Origin of the sequence: Acidovorax sp. 99, from assembly GCF_003096455.1 — a bacterium.
Lineage (GTDB): Bacteria > Pseudomonadota > Gammaproteobacteria > Burkholderiales > Burkholderiaceae_C > Acidovorax > Acidovorax delafieldii.
The window spans coordinates 4,638,302-4,654,159 of sequence record NZ_QEKU01000001.1; the positions used below are offsets into that span (position 1 = coordinate 4,638,302).

11 protein-coding genes are annotated in these 15,858 nt (G+C 68.2%); 7 read left to right on the top strand and 4 right to left on the bottom strand.

Going from position 1 to position 15,858, the window contains the following annotated elements; genetic code table 11:
- Nucleotides 1–11 precede the first annotated feature (11 nt).
- The 4 genes from C8C95_RS21335 (at nt 12) to alkB (ending at nt 5,644) form a co-directional block, all read left to right on the top strand.
- Entirely contained in the window at nt 12–2,822 is a 2,811-nt protein-coding gene (locus tag C8C95_RS21335; RefSeq protein WP_116749910.1) for a DEAD/DEAH box helicase, read from the top strand.
- 227 nt (nt 2,823–3,049) lie between these two features.
- Nucleotides 3,050–4,183 carry a bifunctional DNA-binding transcriptional regulator/O6-methylguanine-DNA methyltransferase Ada gene (ada, locus tag C8C95_RS21340; protein ID WP_116749911.1) on the top strand — a complete coding sequence of 378 codons (1,134 nt, stop codon included), beginning with the start codon at nt 3,050–3,052 and terminating at the stop codon, nt 4,181–4,183.
- A complete protein-coding gene (locus C8C95_RS21345; RefSeq protein ID WP_116749912.1) occupies nt 4,180–4,935 on the top strand; it encodes a 2OG-Fe(II) oxygenase in 756 nt (251 codons plus the stop codon). The genes ada and C8C95_RS21345 overlap by 4 nt, the downstream gene beginning before the upstream one ends.
- 55 nt (nt 4,936–4,990) lie before the next feature.
- A complete protein-coding gene (alkB, locus tag C8C95_RS21350) occupies nt 4,991–5,644 on the top strand; it encodes a DNA oxidative demethylase AlkB (RefSeq protein ID WP_116750402.1) in 654 nt (217 codons plus the stop codon).
- A gap of 25 nt (nt 5,645–5,669) precedes the next feature.
- Here alkB and C8C95_RS21355 read toward each other — a convergent pair whose 3' ends face one another.
- Nucleotides 5,670–6,782, bottom strand: a complete 1,113-nt coding sequence (locus C8C95_RS21355) for a DUF3592 domain-containing protein (RefSeq protein ID WP_116749913.1) — start codon at nt 6,780–6,782, stop codon at nt 5,670–5,672.
- 308 nt (nt 6,783–7,090) lie between these two features.
- Here C8C95_RS21355 and C8C95_RS21360 point away from each other — a divergent pair, with 308 nt between their 5' ends.
- Nucleotides 7,091–7,612 carry an EVE domain-containing protein gene (locus tag C8C95_RS21360; protein ID WP_116749914.1) on the top strand — a complete coding sequence of 174 codons (522 nt, stop codon included), beginning with the start codon at nt 7,091–7,093 and terminating at the stop codon, nt 7,610–7,612.
- A gap of 40 nt (nt 7,613–7,652) precedes the next feature.
- On the opposite strand, the gene C8C95_RS21365 is transcribed toward C8C95_RS21360, so the two are convergent.
- Nucleotides 7,653–10,457, bottom strand: coding sequence for a PAS domain S-box protein (locus C8C95_RS21365; RefSeq protein WP_116749915.1), 2,805 nt, complete (start codon nt 10,455–10,457; stop codon nt 7,653–7,655).
- Between the two features lie 146 nt (nt 10,458–10,603).
- Here C8C95_RS21365 and C8C95_RS21370 point away from each other — a divergent pair, with 146 nt between their 5' ends.
- On the top strand, nt 10,604–11,107 hold the full coding sequence (locus C8C95_RS21370; protein ID WP_116749916.1) for an NAD(P)H-dependent oxidoreductase: 504 nt from the start codon (nt 10,604–10,606) through the stop codon (nt 11,105–11,107).
- 9 nt (nt 11,108–11,116) lie between these two features.
- On the opposite strand, the gene C8C95_RS21375 is transcribed toward C8C95_RS21370, so the two are convergent.
- Together C8C95_RS21375 and C8C95_RS21380 are read right to left on the bottom strand one after the other, a co-directional pair.
- Complete coding sequence (locus tag C8C95_RS21375; protein WP_116749917.1) at nt 11,117–12,082, bottom strand: class I SAM-dependent methyltransferase; 966 nt, start codon at nt 12,080–12,082, stop codon at nt 11,117–11,119.
- Nucleotides 12,083–12,240: 158 nt separating this feature from the next.
- On the bottom strand, nt 12,241–13,338 hold the full coding sequence (locus C8C95_RS21380) for a helix-turn-helix domain-containing protein (protein ID WP_243415746.1): 1,098 nt from the start codon (nt 13,336–13,338) through the stop codon (nt 12,241–12,243).
- A gap of 138 nt (nt 13,339–13,476) precedes the next feature.
- On the opposite strand from C8C95_RS21380, the gene C8C95_RS21385 reads away from it, so the two are divergent.
- Complete coding sequence (locus C8C95_RS21385) at nt 13,477–15,849, top strand: penicillin acylase family protein (RefSeq protein ID WP_116749919.1); 2,373 nt, start codon at nt 13,477–13,479, stop codon at nt 15,847–15,849.
- Nucleotides 15,850–15,858 lie beyond the last annotated feature (9 nt).

A 15,858-nucleotide genomic window follows, 5' to 3' on the forward strand; every position in this document is an offset into this window, starting at 1 on the left:
AATGCCAGCCCATGCCCAGCCTGCCGCAGTCACCCGTTCCACCCACGCCCCCTGCAGGTCGGGCCCATGTGGTCGCGCAATGGGCCCAGGCCCTGCGCAACCGTGCTGACAGCGCCGCCCTGCAGCAGCTGCCCCCGCTGACCGACGCCGAGGCCGCGCAGGTCATGGCCCAGCTGCGGGGCGATGGCAGCCACCCGCCGGGCCACAGCCCGGCGCCCAACACACCCGATGGCGTCGTCCCCGGCCACTTTCGCCCGCGCATCACCCTCATGACGCTGGGCCGGGGCGATGGTCTGCTGGGCATGGCGCCCCGGGGCAAACTGGGCCCGCGTGGTGACAGCGTGACGCTGGTGCAGATTGACTGGACCTACCGCACCGACGATGGCACCACCTGGCAGACGCCGGCCCCCACCTCCATCCTCAACGCGCGCCCTGCCCCGGTGCAAGACCTGTTCGACACCGGTGGCCCGGTGGTGCGCATGCAGCGCAACCTGGCGGCTGAAGCCGACGCCATGGACCGCGTGTGGGACCTGGGCCTGACCCCCGTGGACCCCAAAAGCCTGCAGTGGCGCCACCGCGCAGCCGCCACCACGCTGGGCCCTGTGTGGACGCTGGCGCAGGAGGCGCACTTTGGCGACTTCTGGGCCGACGTGGTTCCCCGGTTGCGAACCGAGGGCTGGAGCGTGGTGGTACACCCCGGCTTTGCGCACGAAAGCGTGCCCGTGTCGCGCTGGAAGCTGGTCATCGCCCCCGAAACTGGCGAGCTGCTGGCCAAGGAAGTCGATGGCCCGTTGGGCACACGCCAGCGCCCCGTGCAAAAGCTCATGCTGCCCGAGCGCGAGGGCGCCTGGCTGCTCAGCCTGGGCATCGAGATCGACGGTGAAACGCTGGACCTGGCCCCCATGCTGGCCGACCTGCTGCGCCGCGACGCCCGCTGGCTCAACGCGCGGCAGATGGCCGCCATCGATGACATCGCCATCATTTCGCTGCGCGCGCCCGGCGGCAAGCGCATCGAGGCGCCTGCCGGGCCACTCAAGGCCATCGTGGGCGCCATGGTGGACTTGCTGACCGACCCCACCCGCAAACAGCTGAAGGACGGCGACCCGCTGCGCCTGGGCGCGTGGGAGGCGCGCCGCATCGAGGCCCTGCGTGCCGGGCTCGTGCAGGTGCACCGCGTGGGCACGGTGAACGGCTGGAACAACGACTGGCAGCTACAGGGCGACGTGGGCCTAGCGCAGCTCGCCAAGCGCCTGCGCTCTATCGGTGCGCCCCAGCCGTTGGCCGCACCGCAGGGCCTTCAGGTGCAGCTGCGCCCCTACCAGCTTGAAGGCCTTGCCTGGCTGCAGTACCTGCGCGCCCAGGGCCTGGGCGGCATCCTGGCCGACGACATGGGCCTGGGCAAAACCGCACAGGCGCTGGCCCATGTGCTGACCGAAAAGGAGGCAGGGCGGCTGAAGCGACCAGCGCTGGTGGTGCTACCCACCTCGCTGCTCTTCAACTGGCAGGCCGAGGCCGCGCGCATGGCGCCCAGCCTGCGCGTGCTGGCCCTGCATGGCGCCGACCGTGGCAAACGTTACCTGCACATCGCTGACCACGACCTGGTGCTGACCACCTATCCGCTGCTCTGGCGCGATGTGGAGGCGCTGGCCGCCGAGCCCTTTCACTTGCTGATCCTGGACGAGGCCCAGATGGTGAAAAACGCCGGCAGCCGCAGCGCCCGCGCCCTGCGCAAGCTGCAGGCGCCGCATCTGCTGTGCCTGACCGGCACGCCGCTGGAAAACCACCTGGGCGAGCTGTGGGCGCAGTTCGACTTTTTGATGCCCGGCTTTCTGGGCGATGTGCGCAGCTTCAACGCCCGCTGGCGCAAGCCCATCGAGGAAAACGGCGAAACCCTGCGCGCCCAGCTGCTGTCGCAGCGTGTGCGCCCCTTCATCCTGCGCCGCCGCAAGCAGGACGTGGCCACCGAACTGCCGCCGCGCACCGAGACCGTCCTGCGCGTGCAATTGCAAGGCAAACAGCGTGAGCTGTACGAGGCCGTGCGCACCACGGCCGACAAGCAGGTGCGCCGCGCACTGGAGCGGCAGGGTTTTGAAGGCTCGCAGATCGCCATCCTGGACGCGTTGCTCAAGCTGCGCCAAGTCTGCTGCGACCCACGATTAGTCAAAGGCACCACGAAAACGGCGCACTCGATGGAGCGCGCCAAGCTCGAACTGCTGGCCGACCTGCTACCCGCCCTGGTCGATGAAGGCCGCCGCGTGCTGGTGTTCTCGCAGTTCACCGAAATGCTGGGCCTGGCAGCCGAGATGCTCGACACCCTGGCCCTGCCCTACCTCACACTCACCGGCCAGACGCCACCACGCCAGCGTGGCGCGGTGGTGCGGCAGTTCCAGTCGCAGGACGCAACCAGCGCCCCCATCCTGCTGGTCAGCCTCAAGGCCGGGGGCCTGGGCCTGAACCTCACGGCCGCCGACACCGTGATCCACCTGGACCCCTGGTGGAACCCCGCCGTGGAAGAACAGGCCACCGCACGCGCCCACCGCATCGGGCAGGACCAGCCCGTGTTCGTCTACAAGCTGGTGGTGGACGGCAGCATCGAGGAGCGCATGCTGGAGCTGCAGGCCCGCAAGGGCGCGCTGGCCCAGGGCGTGCTGGGGCACGATGCCGAAGGCGCAGTCAAGTTCAGCGAAGCCGACCTGCACGCGCTGCTGGCCCCCTTGACCGAACCGGCCAACAACCCACTGGGCATACCCGGCGAAGACGCGCTGCGCTGGGGTGGCACGGGCAAACGGCGGCCCCGGCCGCTGCAGCCACCTGAAACCTGAGTTTTGGGCGTTTTTACCTTGTAGCGCTAGTAAATCATGCGCTGGCAGCTATCAATAAGTGAGCAAACTCATCCGTGCGGGGAGCATTGCGCAAAAGCGCAGAATTCAAAAGCAAGCTTCGGAGTGCGCCCCACGGCCTCCGTCCCTAGAGTGCATGGCATTGCAACCCACCTTGTGAGCCCTGCACCATGATGAATGTGACCGCCCTTCTTCCCCGCAGCACCCCCATGCCCACCCGCCACCGTCCCAACACCAAAGCCGCGCAGGCAGCCGCCACCCAGGCAGACCCGCGCTGGGCGGCAGTGGTGGCGCGCAGCACTGAGGCCGATGGAACGTTCTGGTACTCGGTGCAGACCACGGGCGTGTACTGCCGCCCCAGCTGCGCATCGCGCACACCCCGGCCAGAGAACGTGCTGTTCCATGCCAGTTGCGACGATGCGGAGCGCGCCGGGTTCCGCCCCTGCCAGCGCTGCAAGCCGCGCCAGGCCACCGCGCTGTCGCACCACGCGGCGCTGGTGACGGAAGCCTGCCGCGTCATCGAAAGCGCCGCGCCCGGTGAGGCACCCACCCTCGATGCACTGGCAGCACGTGTGGGCCTAAGTGCCTCGCACCTGCACCGCATCTTCAAGCAGGCCACGGGACTCACCCCCAAGGCCTACGCGGTGGCCCAGCGCGCGCAGCGGCTGCGCAGTGCGCTCGACAGCCCGACCACGGACTCGGTGACGGACGCCATCTATGGCGCGGGCTACCAGTCCAGCAGCCGGTTTTACGAACAGTCTGCCCAGGTGCTGGGCATGCGGCCCAGCCAATATCGCGCACGGGGGGCATCGCAAGACATCCGCTTTGCCATCGACCAGTGCTCGCTGGGCGCCATTCTAGTGGCGCAGAGCGACCGGGGCATCTGCGCGATCTTGCTGGGCGACGACCCTGACGCGCTGCTGCGCGAGCTGCAGGACCGGTTTGCGCAGGCCCGACTGATTGGCGGCGACGCCGCGTTTGAAGCCCTGGTGGCGCAGGTGGTGGCGTTTGTCGAGGCCCCGGGCCTGGGGCTGAACCTGCCGCTGGATGTGCGCGGCACCGCGTTCCAGCAGCGGGTGTGGCGGGTGCTGCAGGCCATCCCGGCCGGGCAGACGGCCAGCTATGCCGAGGTGGCCCAGCGCATCGGCGCGCCCACTGCCGTGCGGGCCGTGGCGCAGGCCTGTGCGGCCAATGCGCTGGCGGTGGCCATTCCCTGCCACCGGGTGGTGAAAAGCGATGGCACGCTGTCGGGCTACCGCTGGGGCGTGGAGCGCAAACGCGCCCTGCTGACGCGCGAGTCCGACGCAGAAGCGGCCCCGCTGCCAGCGGAGCGGGTGGCATGAGCGTGGCGGCTCTTTCCAGCCCGGGCACGCTGACGGATAGCGTGTGGCACCGGCGCGCGGCCACCATCGACTGGCAAACCGCCAGCGAGGTCCTGCGCCAGCAAGGCAATGCCGTGCTGCCCCAGTTGCTGAATACTGCCGAGTGCGCCGCCCTGGCGCAGTTGTACGGCCACGCGCAAGAGGGCACCTTTCGCAGTCGGGTGATGATGCAGCGCCATGGCTTTGGCCAGGGTGAATACCGGTATTTCAGCTACCCGCTGCCCGACCTGGTGGCGGGCCTCCGCGGGGCGCTGTATCCGCATCTGGCCCCCATCGCCAACCAATGGAACACCGCGATGGGCATCGACGTGCGCTACCCCGCGCAGCATGCCGACTTCATCGCCCGTTGCCACGCCGCCGGCCAGGTGCGCCCCACGCCACTGCTGCTGCAGTACGGGCCGGGCGACTACAACTGCCTGCACCAGGACCTGTACGGCGAACATGTGTTTCCGCTGCAGGTGGCCATCCTGCTGTCGGAGCCGGGGCGAGACTTCACCGGCGGCGAGTTCGTGCTGACCGAGCAGCGCCCGCGCATGCAGTCGCGTGCCGAGGTGGTGCCGCTCTCGCGCGGCGACGCCGTGGTGTTTGCCGTGCACCACCGCCCCGTGCAGGGCACGCGCGGGCCCTACCGCGTGCAGATGCGCCATGGCGTGAGCCGCTTGCGCAGCGGGCAGCGGCACACGCTGGGCATCATCTTTCATGATGCTGAATGAGGTTGTCACCGCCAAAGCCGTTGCAGGCAGCCCCTCGCCAAAGATGACAGATGCCATGACCGCCAGCCTGTTCGACGACCCACCCCAGCCCGCCCGGCCACCCGAGGTGCTGGAGCCCGGCGCCCTGGTGCTGCGCGGCTTTGCGCTGGCGCAGGCGGCGGACTTGCTGGCTGCGGTGCAGCAGATCACCACCCAGGCGCCCTTCAGGCACCTCATCACGCCGGGCGGCCTGCGCATGTCGGTGGCCATGACCAACTGCGGCGCGCTGGGCTGGGTGAGTGACCGCAGCGGCTACCGCTATGACCCCATCGACCCGCAGACCGGCCAGCGTTGGCCCGCCATGCCGCTGCTGTTTCGCCAGCTGGGGCGCGAAGCAGCTGAAACCGTTGGCTTCGCCGGTTTTGCGCCCGACGCCTGCCTCATCAACCGCTATGCCCCCGGCACACGCCTGTCACTGCACCAGGACCGCGACGAAGGCAACTACGCCCACCCCATCGTGTCGGTGTCGCTGGGTGTTTCGGCGATGTTTCTGTGGGGTGGTGCGCAGCGGGCGGACAAGACCCGCCGTATTGCGCTGCTGCATGGCGATGTGGTGGTCTGGGGCGGGCCTGCGCGCTTGCGGTTTCATGGGGTGCAGCCCTTGCCCGAAGCACACCACCCGCTGACGGGTGCACACCGCATCAACCTCACCTTCAGAAAGGCCGGTTGAAGTCGCCGGACCCACCCTGTTGAACTCAGCGCGTGGCGTAGCCGGTCCAGCCGCCGATGGATGCCAGCAGCTTGTCGGCCTGGGCGCGCCCCTTCAAGTCCTGGGCGATGGTGATCTGCCGCCCGCCCCGCAGCTCGGCCACGATGCGGAAATACACTTGGCGGTTGCCGTTGCTTTCGACCGTGTAGCTCTCCACCACCCGCAGCCGGGCAATGTCGTGCGGTGGCACCTGGTGCCAGCGCAGCATCAGGCCCAGCAAGCGCCGCTCGGTGCGCAGGCCGGTGTGGTCCAGCTGCACGCGCAGGCTGTTGGCCAGGGCGTAGAAGCTGCCCAGCAGCATCATGCCGCCCACACCGCCAAACAGCATGCGGAACAGCCACGGCCCGACCTCGCCCGAGGACTCCTGCTCCCAGGGCACCAGCGCCCCGACGGTCAAAAACACAGCCCCCACCAAGGCCAGCGCCAGCTTGAGTCCCCACCACCGGCCGGCCGGAAAGTACATGGCCACCCCGCCGGGTATGCGCTCCACCCGCCCGGGCATGCCCGCCGTCAGCGGCTGGCCGCTGCTGCCCGCACTGCCATGCGCGGCGCGGGTGGGACGCAGCACATGCACCAGCAGACCCACGCCCACGCCGCCAAACACCACCACAAACACCATCTTCAGGGCCAGCAGGCCGGGCCGCAGGCTGCGGTCAATGACTGCGTCCGCCGGATCGGACGGACTGACCCAGACCTGAACGGGCACGCCATCGCGCAGTGCCTGCTCCAGCCGCGCACCCAGCGCTTCCTGAAAATCGCCCACGTTGTCGCCACCACCGCTGATCGCCACGCGCTCGCCCTGGTACTCACGGCCCGCCACCTGATAGCGGTAGGTGGCCTTGACGGTGTAGGAGCTGGATTTGCTGCTGCGGCTGGTTTCCAGCCGCGCAGCCACCAACGTGGCCGGAACGGGTTGCCACCACTGCATGCGCGCCCAGTCGTACAGCGTGGGCAGCACACTGAGCAGCAGCATGCCCACACCCACGGCTGCAAATGGCAGGGCAAACAGGCCCAGCAGCCAGCCCCCAGCGCGCTTGCCGCCACGGGCAGCCGGGTCGCGTGCACCCTGCGCATGGGTTGAGGAAGAGCGTCTTGTCATGGACAAAGTTCAGGGCAAATAAGACAACAAACCGACGCGGTGACGGCCCTGGTGACTGCCGCCACATGCGGCCTGGACCGGCGCGACCAGCCTTGCACGGTCAGATTCTGCGGCGCGTCCCCGGGCTGCGCAATCTGCCATGCGGACAGCAGGCCATTTCAACGCGTTGGCAGCCGATTTATTGTGTTTTTGGCCACAAGCGCTAGTGGAGCATGCCTGGATAGCTATCACATAGATAGCAGTTCACTGCCTGCGACTTGGGCTGCGGCGCCCGCCACCACCCTCGGCATCTTTGACAGAATGCGTCCATGGTCACCGCTCCCCCCCCTTCACATCCCTCGCACGCCGCCGCGGACCGTCCGGCCCAGTTCTGGCTCATGAAGTCCGAGCCGGACGAGTGCTCCATCGACGACGCTCTGGCCGCGCCCAAAGCCACCGTCCCCTGGACCGGCGTGCGCAACTACCAGGCCCGCAACTTCATGCGCGATGCGATGCAGGTGGGTGACGGCGTGCTGTTCTACCACTCCAGCTGCCCCGAGCCCGGCATTGCCGGTCTGGCCCGCGTGGCCAGCGGCACCCGCGCCGACCCTACCCAGTTCGACCCCACATCGCCTTACCACGACCCCAAGTCCCCGGCAGACAACCCTCGCTGGCTGTTGCTGGACGTGAAGGCCGTGCGCAAGACGCGGCTGATCAGCCTGGCCGAGCTGCGCGCCCACCCGGCACTGGCGGACATGCGGGTGCTGCAAAAGGGCAGCCGCCTGTCGATCACGCCGGTGGAGGCGTCTGAATGGGCGTACATCACTGAGGTGCTGATGCAGGGTGGCTGAGGCCCGTTGATTCAGCTGCGTAGCGGCAGCCCAGGAAGGGTCACAAGCTGCGCTCGGCCGACACATGCCCCTTGTCGGCGTACATGGCCTGGTCCGCCGCACGCAGCAGCTCGAAGCTGGTGGTGCCGTCGCGGGGGTAAAGCGCCGTGCCCACTGCTGCTGACACACGGACCACGCGGCCCCCGCCCAGATCGATGGGCTGTTCAATGGCCGCCATTACCCGGCGCAGCGCCTGGTCCACCTCGGCCGGGTCTTTTACGGCGGTGAGCACCAGAACAAACTCATCCCCCCCGATGCGGGCCGCCGTATCGTTGCCCCGCACCTGCTCCAGCAGGCGGCGGCCGGTGATCTTGAGGACCTCGTCGCCCATGTCGTGCCCGTAACGGTCATTGATGGGCTTGAAACCGTTGAGGTCGAAATAACACACCGCTGCCTGGGTCTGGGTGCGGTCGCTCAGCGCGAAGGCCTGGGTCATGCGGTCGGCCAGCAGCAGCCGATTGGGTAGGTGGGTGAGCGCATCATGGAACGCGATGTGCTCCACCTGCTCCTGGTACTGCTTCATGGCCGTGATGTCCTGCATGAGCCACAGCGACTCGCCCTGCCCCTCCAGCAACACCCCGTTGACGTCGATCCACACGATCTCGCCCGTCACCTTGCGCATGCGGCGCTGCTGCCGGTAGTGCTGGCCGGAGGCCAGCACCGCATAAGCGTCGCGGCCAAAGGCCAGAAAGTCCTCGCGGTCCACGTACATCTCTTCGGTCAGGCGCCCCTGCAGCATGCCGGGCGCATAGCCAAAGATGCGCTCCAGCGCCGGGTTGCGCCAGACGATGACGCGGTCCTTGACCTTGGCAATGCCAATCAGGTCGTTGTCCAGCATCGCCTGCTGCTCCAGGTTCAGCGTGTGCAGTTGCTGGCGCGCGGCATGCAGCTCGCTCACGTCGTACATGATGGAGCGGCTCATCATGTACTCGCCCTGCGCATTGAGGATGGCGGTGGACGACACGCTCACCCGGCGCTGCTCTCCACCCCGGCCGCACAGGTTGAACTCCAGCGGCCCGATCTTGCCGTTCTGCAAGAACACCGGGAAACACGCGTTGAACAGTGCCTTGCCTTCGTCGTCGAAAAAGTCGGCCGGCCCCAGCTTGCCAATCACCTCCTCGCGCGGCAGGCCCAGCCATTGCAGGGTCAGCAGGTTCAGGTGCACGTACTTGCCTTGGCGGTCGAGCGCGTAGTACCCGCAGGGGGCGTGGTCATACAGGTCCTGGAACCGCTCGGAGGCCTGTGCCAGCTCGGCTTCGAGCTGGCGGCGCTCGGTCACGTCACGCCCTACCGACTGCCATTCCACCAACTGGCCGTCGTCGTCGAACAAGGCGCGGTTGCTGAACTGGCACCAGCGGATGGTTCCGTCGCCAGCCACCACCCGGTTTTCCACCACCGCCAGGGGCTGCACCGGGCTCACGCCATGCAGTGCCTTCGTGACCAGAGGCAGGTCGTCGGGATGCACGATAGGGGCCCACACCTGGCCCACCACTTCGTCGCGGCGCAAGTCGAACAACCGACAGAACGCCTCGTTCACAAAGGTCATGCGGTTGCTGGCGTCAAACCGGCAAATGATCTCGGTCTGGTCCTCCAGGATGGAGAGGTACCGCTGCTCGCTCTGGTGCAGGGCCACGGTGCGTTCGGCCACGCGCTGCTCCAGCTCGGCATTGGCGCTTTGCAGCGCCGCGCGCCCCTCCAGCAGGCCTTGCGCCATGTTCTGCAGCGCAGAGCGCAGGTGCTGAAACTCCACCGTCTTCATCTCGAAGTCGAGCGCGTCCACCTGCCCGGTCACCTGCACCTGCCGTGCCGCGTCGGCCAGGCGCTCCACCGGCTGGCTGAACCGCCGCGCCACCCCATAGGCCAGCCCGGCCAGCAGGGCCGCCATCAGCCCCAGCAGCAGTGCCAGCAGGGTGTGCAGGCGGCTGATGGGCTGCAAGGCCATCTCCAGCGGCTGCCGTGTGACCAGCAACCAGCCCAGATCGGTCGCCGTCTGGGTACTCACCGGCACCACGGCCGTGAGGTACGGGCGCGGGGACGCATTGCCCCATGACATCACGCGGAACGCGCCCGGCTCAGGCAGGATGGGCAGGGCCGAGCGGGGCTGCTCCACCGCGCCCTCGGTATTGATGACACCGTCCTTGTTGACAAGGATGACTTCCAGACCGCTTGACAGTGGCGCAGCAGGGCTTGACCGGCGGATGATGTCCTGCACCCAGGCCCAGTTCACGTGCGCTGCAACCACACCCTTGAACACAGAGTCCTGCCCGCGGACAGGCGACGCGTAGTCCATGAAGCGCAAGGGCACCTGGCTGCCCGGCGCACGCAGCAGCTTGTCCAGCAGCACTGCGTCATGCGCATCGCCCACATAGGGACCCCGCCCCCCCGCGCCGAACCACGGCCGCTGCGATACGTTCTGGCCCTGCAGCAGATATCCGGTAGCCACCTGCACCACGCCCTGCGTGTCGGTCACGCCGATCCACGAATAGAACGGGTAGGACTGGCGGATTTGTTCCAGGTGAGCCTGCAACTGGGGAGCGTAGCCAGCACCCTGCGTCAGCATGGGCAAATGGCTCAGCAGCGCAATTTCGCGCTCGCGTTCCTGCATCCCCTGCGCCAGTGCCAGCGCAATCGGGCGGCTCGAGTTCATGAGCGACTGCCCGCTGAGGTCCGTGAGCTGCCGGGTCAAGAGTTCGTCGGCCACCAACCCCACCACCAGCCCCGTAGCCACCGCCGTGCCACCGAACAGCAAGGTCAGCCGCGCACGCGTCGTATGCAGCCAAGAGGACACAGAGGAAATCAAACGCATGGATTTGGATGGTGCGTGGGCCGAAAAGCCCCATTCTGGCAGCGAACCGGGGTGCCACCCCAGGGTATGCACACACCTGTGAAGGGAAAATCTGCCCGCCCAGGGCGCAACGCCTGCAGCCCCCCGCGTCCGTCTATGCTGGCGCCATGCGCACCACCAAAACCCTGCTGATCGTCTACCACTCCCACACCGGCGGCACCCGGCAGATGGTGGACGCGGCCTGCGCGGGAGCGGTAGCAGCCGACAGTGGCGTGGAGGTGCGGCTGCTGGCCGCGCCCCAGGCCCAGGCCGCCGATGTGCTGGCGGCGGACGGCTATCTGTTTGCCACCCCAGAAAACCTTGCAGCTGTCAGCGGCCTGCTCAAGGATTTTTTTGACCGCACCTACTACGCGGCGCTCGACCAGATCAATGGCCGCCCCTACGCCACCCTGGTCTGCGCCGGCAGCGACGGAACCAACGCCGCACGCCAGATGGCGCGCATCGCCACCGGCTGGCGCCTCAGGCCGGTGGCGGACCCGCTGATCGTCTGCACCCACGCGCAAACGCCCGAAGCCATCCTGGCTCCCAAGCAGATTGAACCGGGCGACCTGGAGCGCTGCCGGGCGCTGGGTGAGGCCATGGCGGCAGGGCTGGGGATGGGGGTGTTCTAGAACAGACTCTCAGGCCGGCGCCGCCAGCTCAGGCGCCTGGTACACCAGCACCTTCAGCGCCCGCTCCGGCTCCACATCGGCAAACACGGGTGGATTGGCCACGCGCTCCACAAACCGCAGATCCGGCGCCAGCTCCTGCATCTGGTCCTGCAAGAAGGCCAAGCCCAGCTCGGGCGCATTGAGGCACAGTAGCGCGTGGCCGCCGGGGGCCAGCAGGTCGGGCAGCCGGCGCATCAGGCGGGCGTAGTCCTTGGTGGCGACAAAGCTGCCCTTCTGGTAGCTGGGCGGGTCCACGATGACCAGGCCGTAAGGGCCGCTGCGGTTGATCTTGCCCCAGCTGCTGAAGATATCGTGCGGCAAGAAGGCGGCGCCCGTGGTGATGCCGTTGAGCTGGTGGTTCTGCTGCCCGATGCCGATGGCGCCGTGGCTCATGTCCACGTTGACCACCTGTTTGGCGCCCGCCTGCAGCGCCACCACCGAAAACGCACAGGTGTAGGCAAACAGGTTCAGCACCTTGAGGCCATAGCGGTCTGCACTGCGCGCTGCGGCGTAGTTGCGCACCCATTGGCGGCCTGCGGCCATGTCCAGAAACAGGCCGTGGTTCTGGCCGCGCAGCACATGCACGCGGTAGCGCACGCCCGCTTCGGTGACCACATGGGGGTCGGGCACCGCACCTGCCATCAGGCGTGTTTCGCAGCGCCCCTCGATGCGCAGGGCCTCGCCCCGGTGCTGGAAGACCCAGTTCAGCGGCTGGCCTTCCGGCGCAATCTGCGCCCAGCGTGCCTGCAGCGCCTCGCCGATGGTCGCCAGTTCAGCGTCGCTGGCCGGCGCAAAGCTCGTCAGCACGAACACCGGCGGATACGCATCCAGCACCCACTGCTCGCAGCCCGGAAACAGCCCGCCCCGGCCGTGGAAGACGCGCTGGGCGTCGGTGGGCGGGGGCATGGAGGCAATGGCGTCGAGCAGGGCTTGCATGGAGAAAAGGGCTGGCAAAAAACAATTTCAGAATCAAAACGGCATGATGCGCTAGTCCAGCATGCCTGGGCAGCTATTGATTCAATAGCAATTCAGCATTATCGCCGCCAGCACTGGCGCAGACACCCACCAGCGACAGCGAATGGCCGTGGGCCCGGCTACACCCGCCCGTCGGTGCCAGGCAGCCCCTGCCGCCCCAGCCACTGTTTGCGCGATGTGCGCAGCTTGAAGCGCTGGCGGTACGCCCCTGGCGTCACCCCGGCCACGCGGGTGAACACTTTGCGAAAACTGCCTGTGTCGTTGTAGCCGCATTGCTGCGCCACATCGTCCACCGTGAGGTAGGTAGTCTGCAGCAGCGCCTGGGCCTGGGCAATGCGCAGCCGGTGCAGGTAGTCCTGCGGTGTTTCGCCATGCACCTGGGCAAACCAGCGCAGCAAGGTGCGCGGGCTGGTGGCAGCGGCGCGGGCTGTGGCCTGCAGGCTGTAGGGCTCGTTGCGGTGGTCCTGCAGCCAGCGCCGCGCCTGCTCCAGCGCGCCCGCAGCCAGCGGGTGCCCCGTGGGGGTCTCCATGGCGGTGGTGGCGGTCAGCTGGCGCTGCGAGTCAAACAGCAGCGCGTGCGATGCGGCCTGCGCCAGCTCGGCCGCCGATGTCTGGGCCAGCAGGTCCAGCATGGCTGCCAGGGTGTCCTGCAGGGATGCGGTGGTCCACAGGGCACCGTCACGCTGCCAGGTTCGCTCCCGCTGCCAGGCCACCTCGGCCACATCGGCCGTCCTTGCCCCACTCTCGCTGGACTGCAGCACGATGGACGGCGCAAACACCCACGGCAGCGCCGCCTTGCGCCCCGCCAGCAAGCCACAGTGCGCCAGCAGGCTGGACCCGTTGAACAGCGCCGCCACCAGCCCGCCCCGCTGCAGGTGGCCCTGCAGCATGGCGCCAAAGTGCTGGCTGTAGCGTTGACTGATCTCGCGCAATTGCGGCCCCGTGGGGACCAGCCAGCCGGGGATGACGACCACATCCAGCGGCTGCGAGCCCAGGTCCGCGCCGGGCACCGGCGGTGGGGTGGCGTCGCGCTCCTGCGGCATCTGCAGCCACAACCAGCGCACCACGGGCTGCGCGCCCCCGGGGCGCATAGCCGCCAACATGTTCATGGCGCGCAGGGCGTCCACCGCAGCGGCGGCGGTGCTGGCAATGCTGCCGTGCCCCCAGAGGATGCCCACGTTCAGGCAGGACGGCAGTGCAGTGTTGGCAGTGGGCATGGTGGCGATCTTGCCACCCTTTGTGGCCAAAGCGCCACCGCTTCTCGGTGTTACCGGGCAGTAGCATGACCGTGCGACGACAGCGCCCCGCAGCCATGGCCCTGCGCTGCGGGCCCACACAAACGGAGACACCCACCCATGCACGAACCCTCAACCCATAGCGGCCTCTCGATGGCCCTGACCACCCTGGGCGCGGCCTGCACCGCCCTCTTTCTGGCGGGCTGCGCCAGCCAGCCAGGCGCTGCACGCGCTGATCGCAGCGTGACCATTGAGCGCACCACCTACGGCATTCCACACATCACCGCGAACGACCCCGAATCGCTGGCCTACGGCGTGGCCTATGCCTACGCGCAAGACAACGTCTGCATGACGGTCGACCAGCTCGTGACCGCGCGCGGCCAGCGCAGCAGCACCTTCGGCGCCCAGACCATCGGGCTGCTGGGCCGCCGCTACATCCCCAATGCGCAGATCGACCTGTTCATGGCAGCCCACATGGACGACGCCATGCTGGAGCGCGCCTGGGCCAAGACCAGTGCCGAAACGCAGGCCCTGGCGCGTGGTTATGTGGCGGGCTACAACCGCTTCCTGGCCGACAACGCTGCCACCCTGCCCGATGCCTGCCGGGGCAAGCCCTGGGTGCAGCCCATGACCCTGGCCCAATACCGCCGCATGGCCGAGGTGGTGGCCGTGCAGGCCGGTATTGCCGCGCTGGCCGATGGCATGCTGGGCGCCCAGCCGCCCGCCGCCAAGGCCGCGGAGGCGCCCGCCTCTGCAGTGAACCTGGCCGATGCCGCGCAGGCGCTGCGCGACGTGGGCCTGCTCGACTCGCCCCTGGGCTCCAACGCCTGGGCCTTTGGCAAGGACGTGACGGCCAACGGCAGCGGCATGCTGCTGGGCAACCCGCACTTCCCGTGGAGCGGCCCCAACCGTTTCTATGAAATGCACCTGACCATCCCCGGCCAGATGGACGTGATGGGCGTGGGCATTGGCACCTACCCCATGGTCTCCATCGGCTTCAACAAGGACGTGGCCTGGTCACACACGGTGTCCACCGGCAAGCGTTTCACCTTCTACGAAGTGACGCTGGCCGAGGGCGACCCCACCACCTACCTGGTGGACGGCAAGCCCGAGAAGATGACCGCCCGCAAGGTCAGCGCCCAGATCCCCGGCCCGGACGGCAAGCTGCAGACGCAAGAGCACACGGTGTGGTCCACCCGCTGGGGCCCGCTGGTGGTGGTGCCCCGCGCGGGCCTGACCTGGAACGCCAAGACCGCCTACGCCCTGCGCGACGCCAACACTGGCAACACCCGCATGATGGACGCGGCCCTGGCCTTTGCCCGCGCCCGCTCGGTGCAGGACCTGCACAAGGCGCACGCCAACCTGGGCCTGCCCTGGGTGAACACGCTGGCCGCCGACCGCAGCGGCCAGGCCATGTATGCCGACGTGAGCGTGGTGCCCGATGTGGATGCCGCCCAGCTCGCCAGCTGCGCACCCAGCCAGCCCGCCGCCGCGCTGCGCGCCGCTGCCGGCCTGGTGGTGCTGAACGGATCACGCGCTGACTGCGACTGGCGCCGCGACAGCGCATCGCCCGTGCCGGGGCTCATCCCCATCGGCCGCATGCCCGTGGCCTTCCGCACGGACTGGGTCCACAACAGCAATGACAGCTTTGTCTACACCCACCCCGGCCAGAAGTTTGAGGGCATCTCGCCCCTGGTGGGCGACACCAGCCTGACCCGGCCACGCACCCGCGCCGGTCTGGCCGAGATTCCTGAAATGCTCGGCCGGGGCAAGGTCACGCTGCAGGCCATTCAGGGCCAGTTGTTTGAGAACCGCAACTTCATGGCCCAGGTGGTGGTGCCCGACCTGCTGGCCGCCTGCGACAAGGCCCCCACGGCCGAATCCCGTGACGGCTGCGCAGCCCTCAAAGGCTGGGACCGCCGCAATAACGTCGATGCACGCGGCGCCCATGTGTTCCGCGAGTTCTGGCGCACCGCGCGCAACATCCCCGGCGTGCACCGCGTGCCCTTCGATGCGCAACAGCCCGTGGCCACCCCTGCAGGCCTGAAGATGGAGGACGCCGCCACCGCCGCCAAGGTGTGGGAGGCGCTGGACGGCGCCGTCAAGGCCATCCGCACCAGCGGCTACACGCTCGACGCCACGCTGGGCAGCGTGCAGCGCCCCGCCATCACCGAAGAAGCGATTGCGCTACACGGCGGCGAGGAGTTTGAAGGCGTGCTCAACAACCTGGGCCGCCAGGAGCCCGCACCCATCAACAAGGCAGGCTTGCGCATCGACTACGGCACCAGCTATGTGCAGACCGTGACCTTCGACGCCAAGGGCCCAGTGGCCCAGGCCATCTTGACCTATGGCCAGTCCACCAACCCCGCATCGCCCCACGCCAACGACCAGATGCGCGAGTTCTCGGCCAAGCGCTGGCACACCCTGCCCTTCCACCGCGACGATGTGGTGAAGGCGCGCGTGGGCGAGCCGCTGCGGCTGGTGCGGCCTTGAGCACCTGCG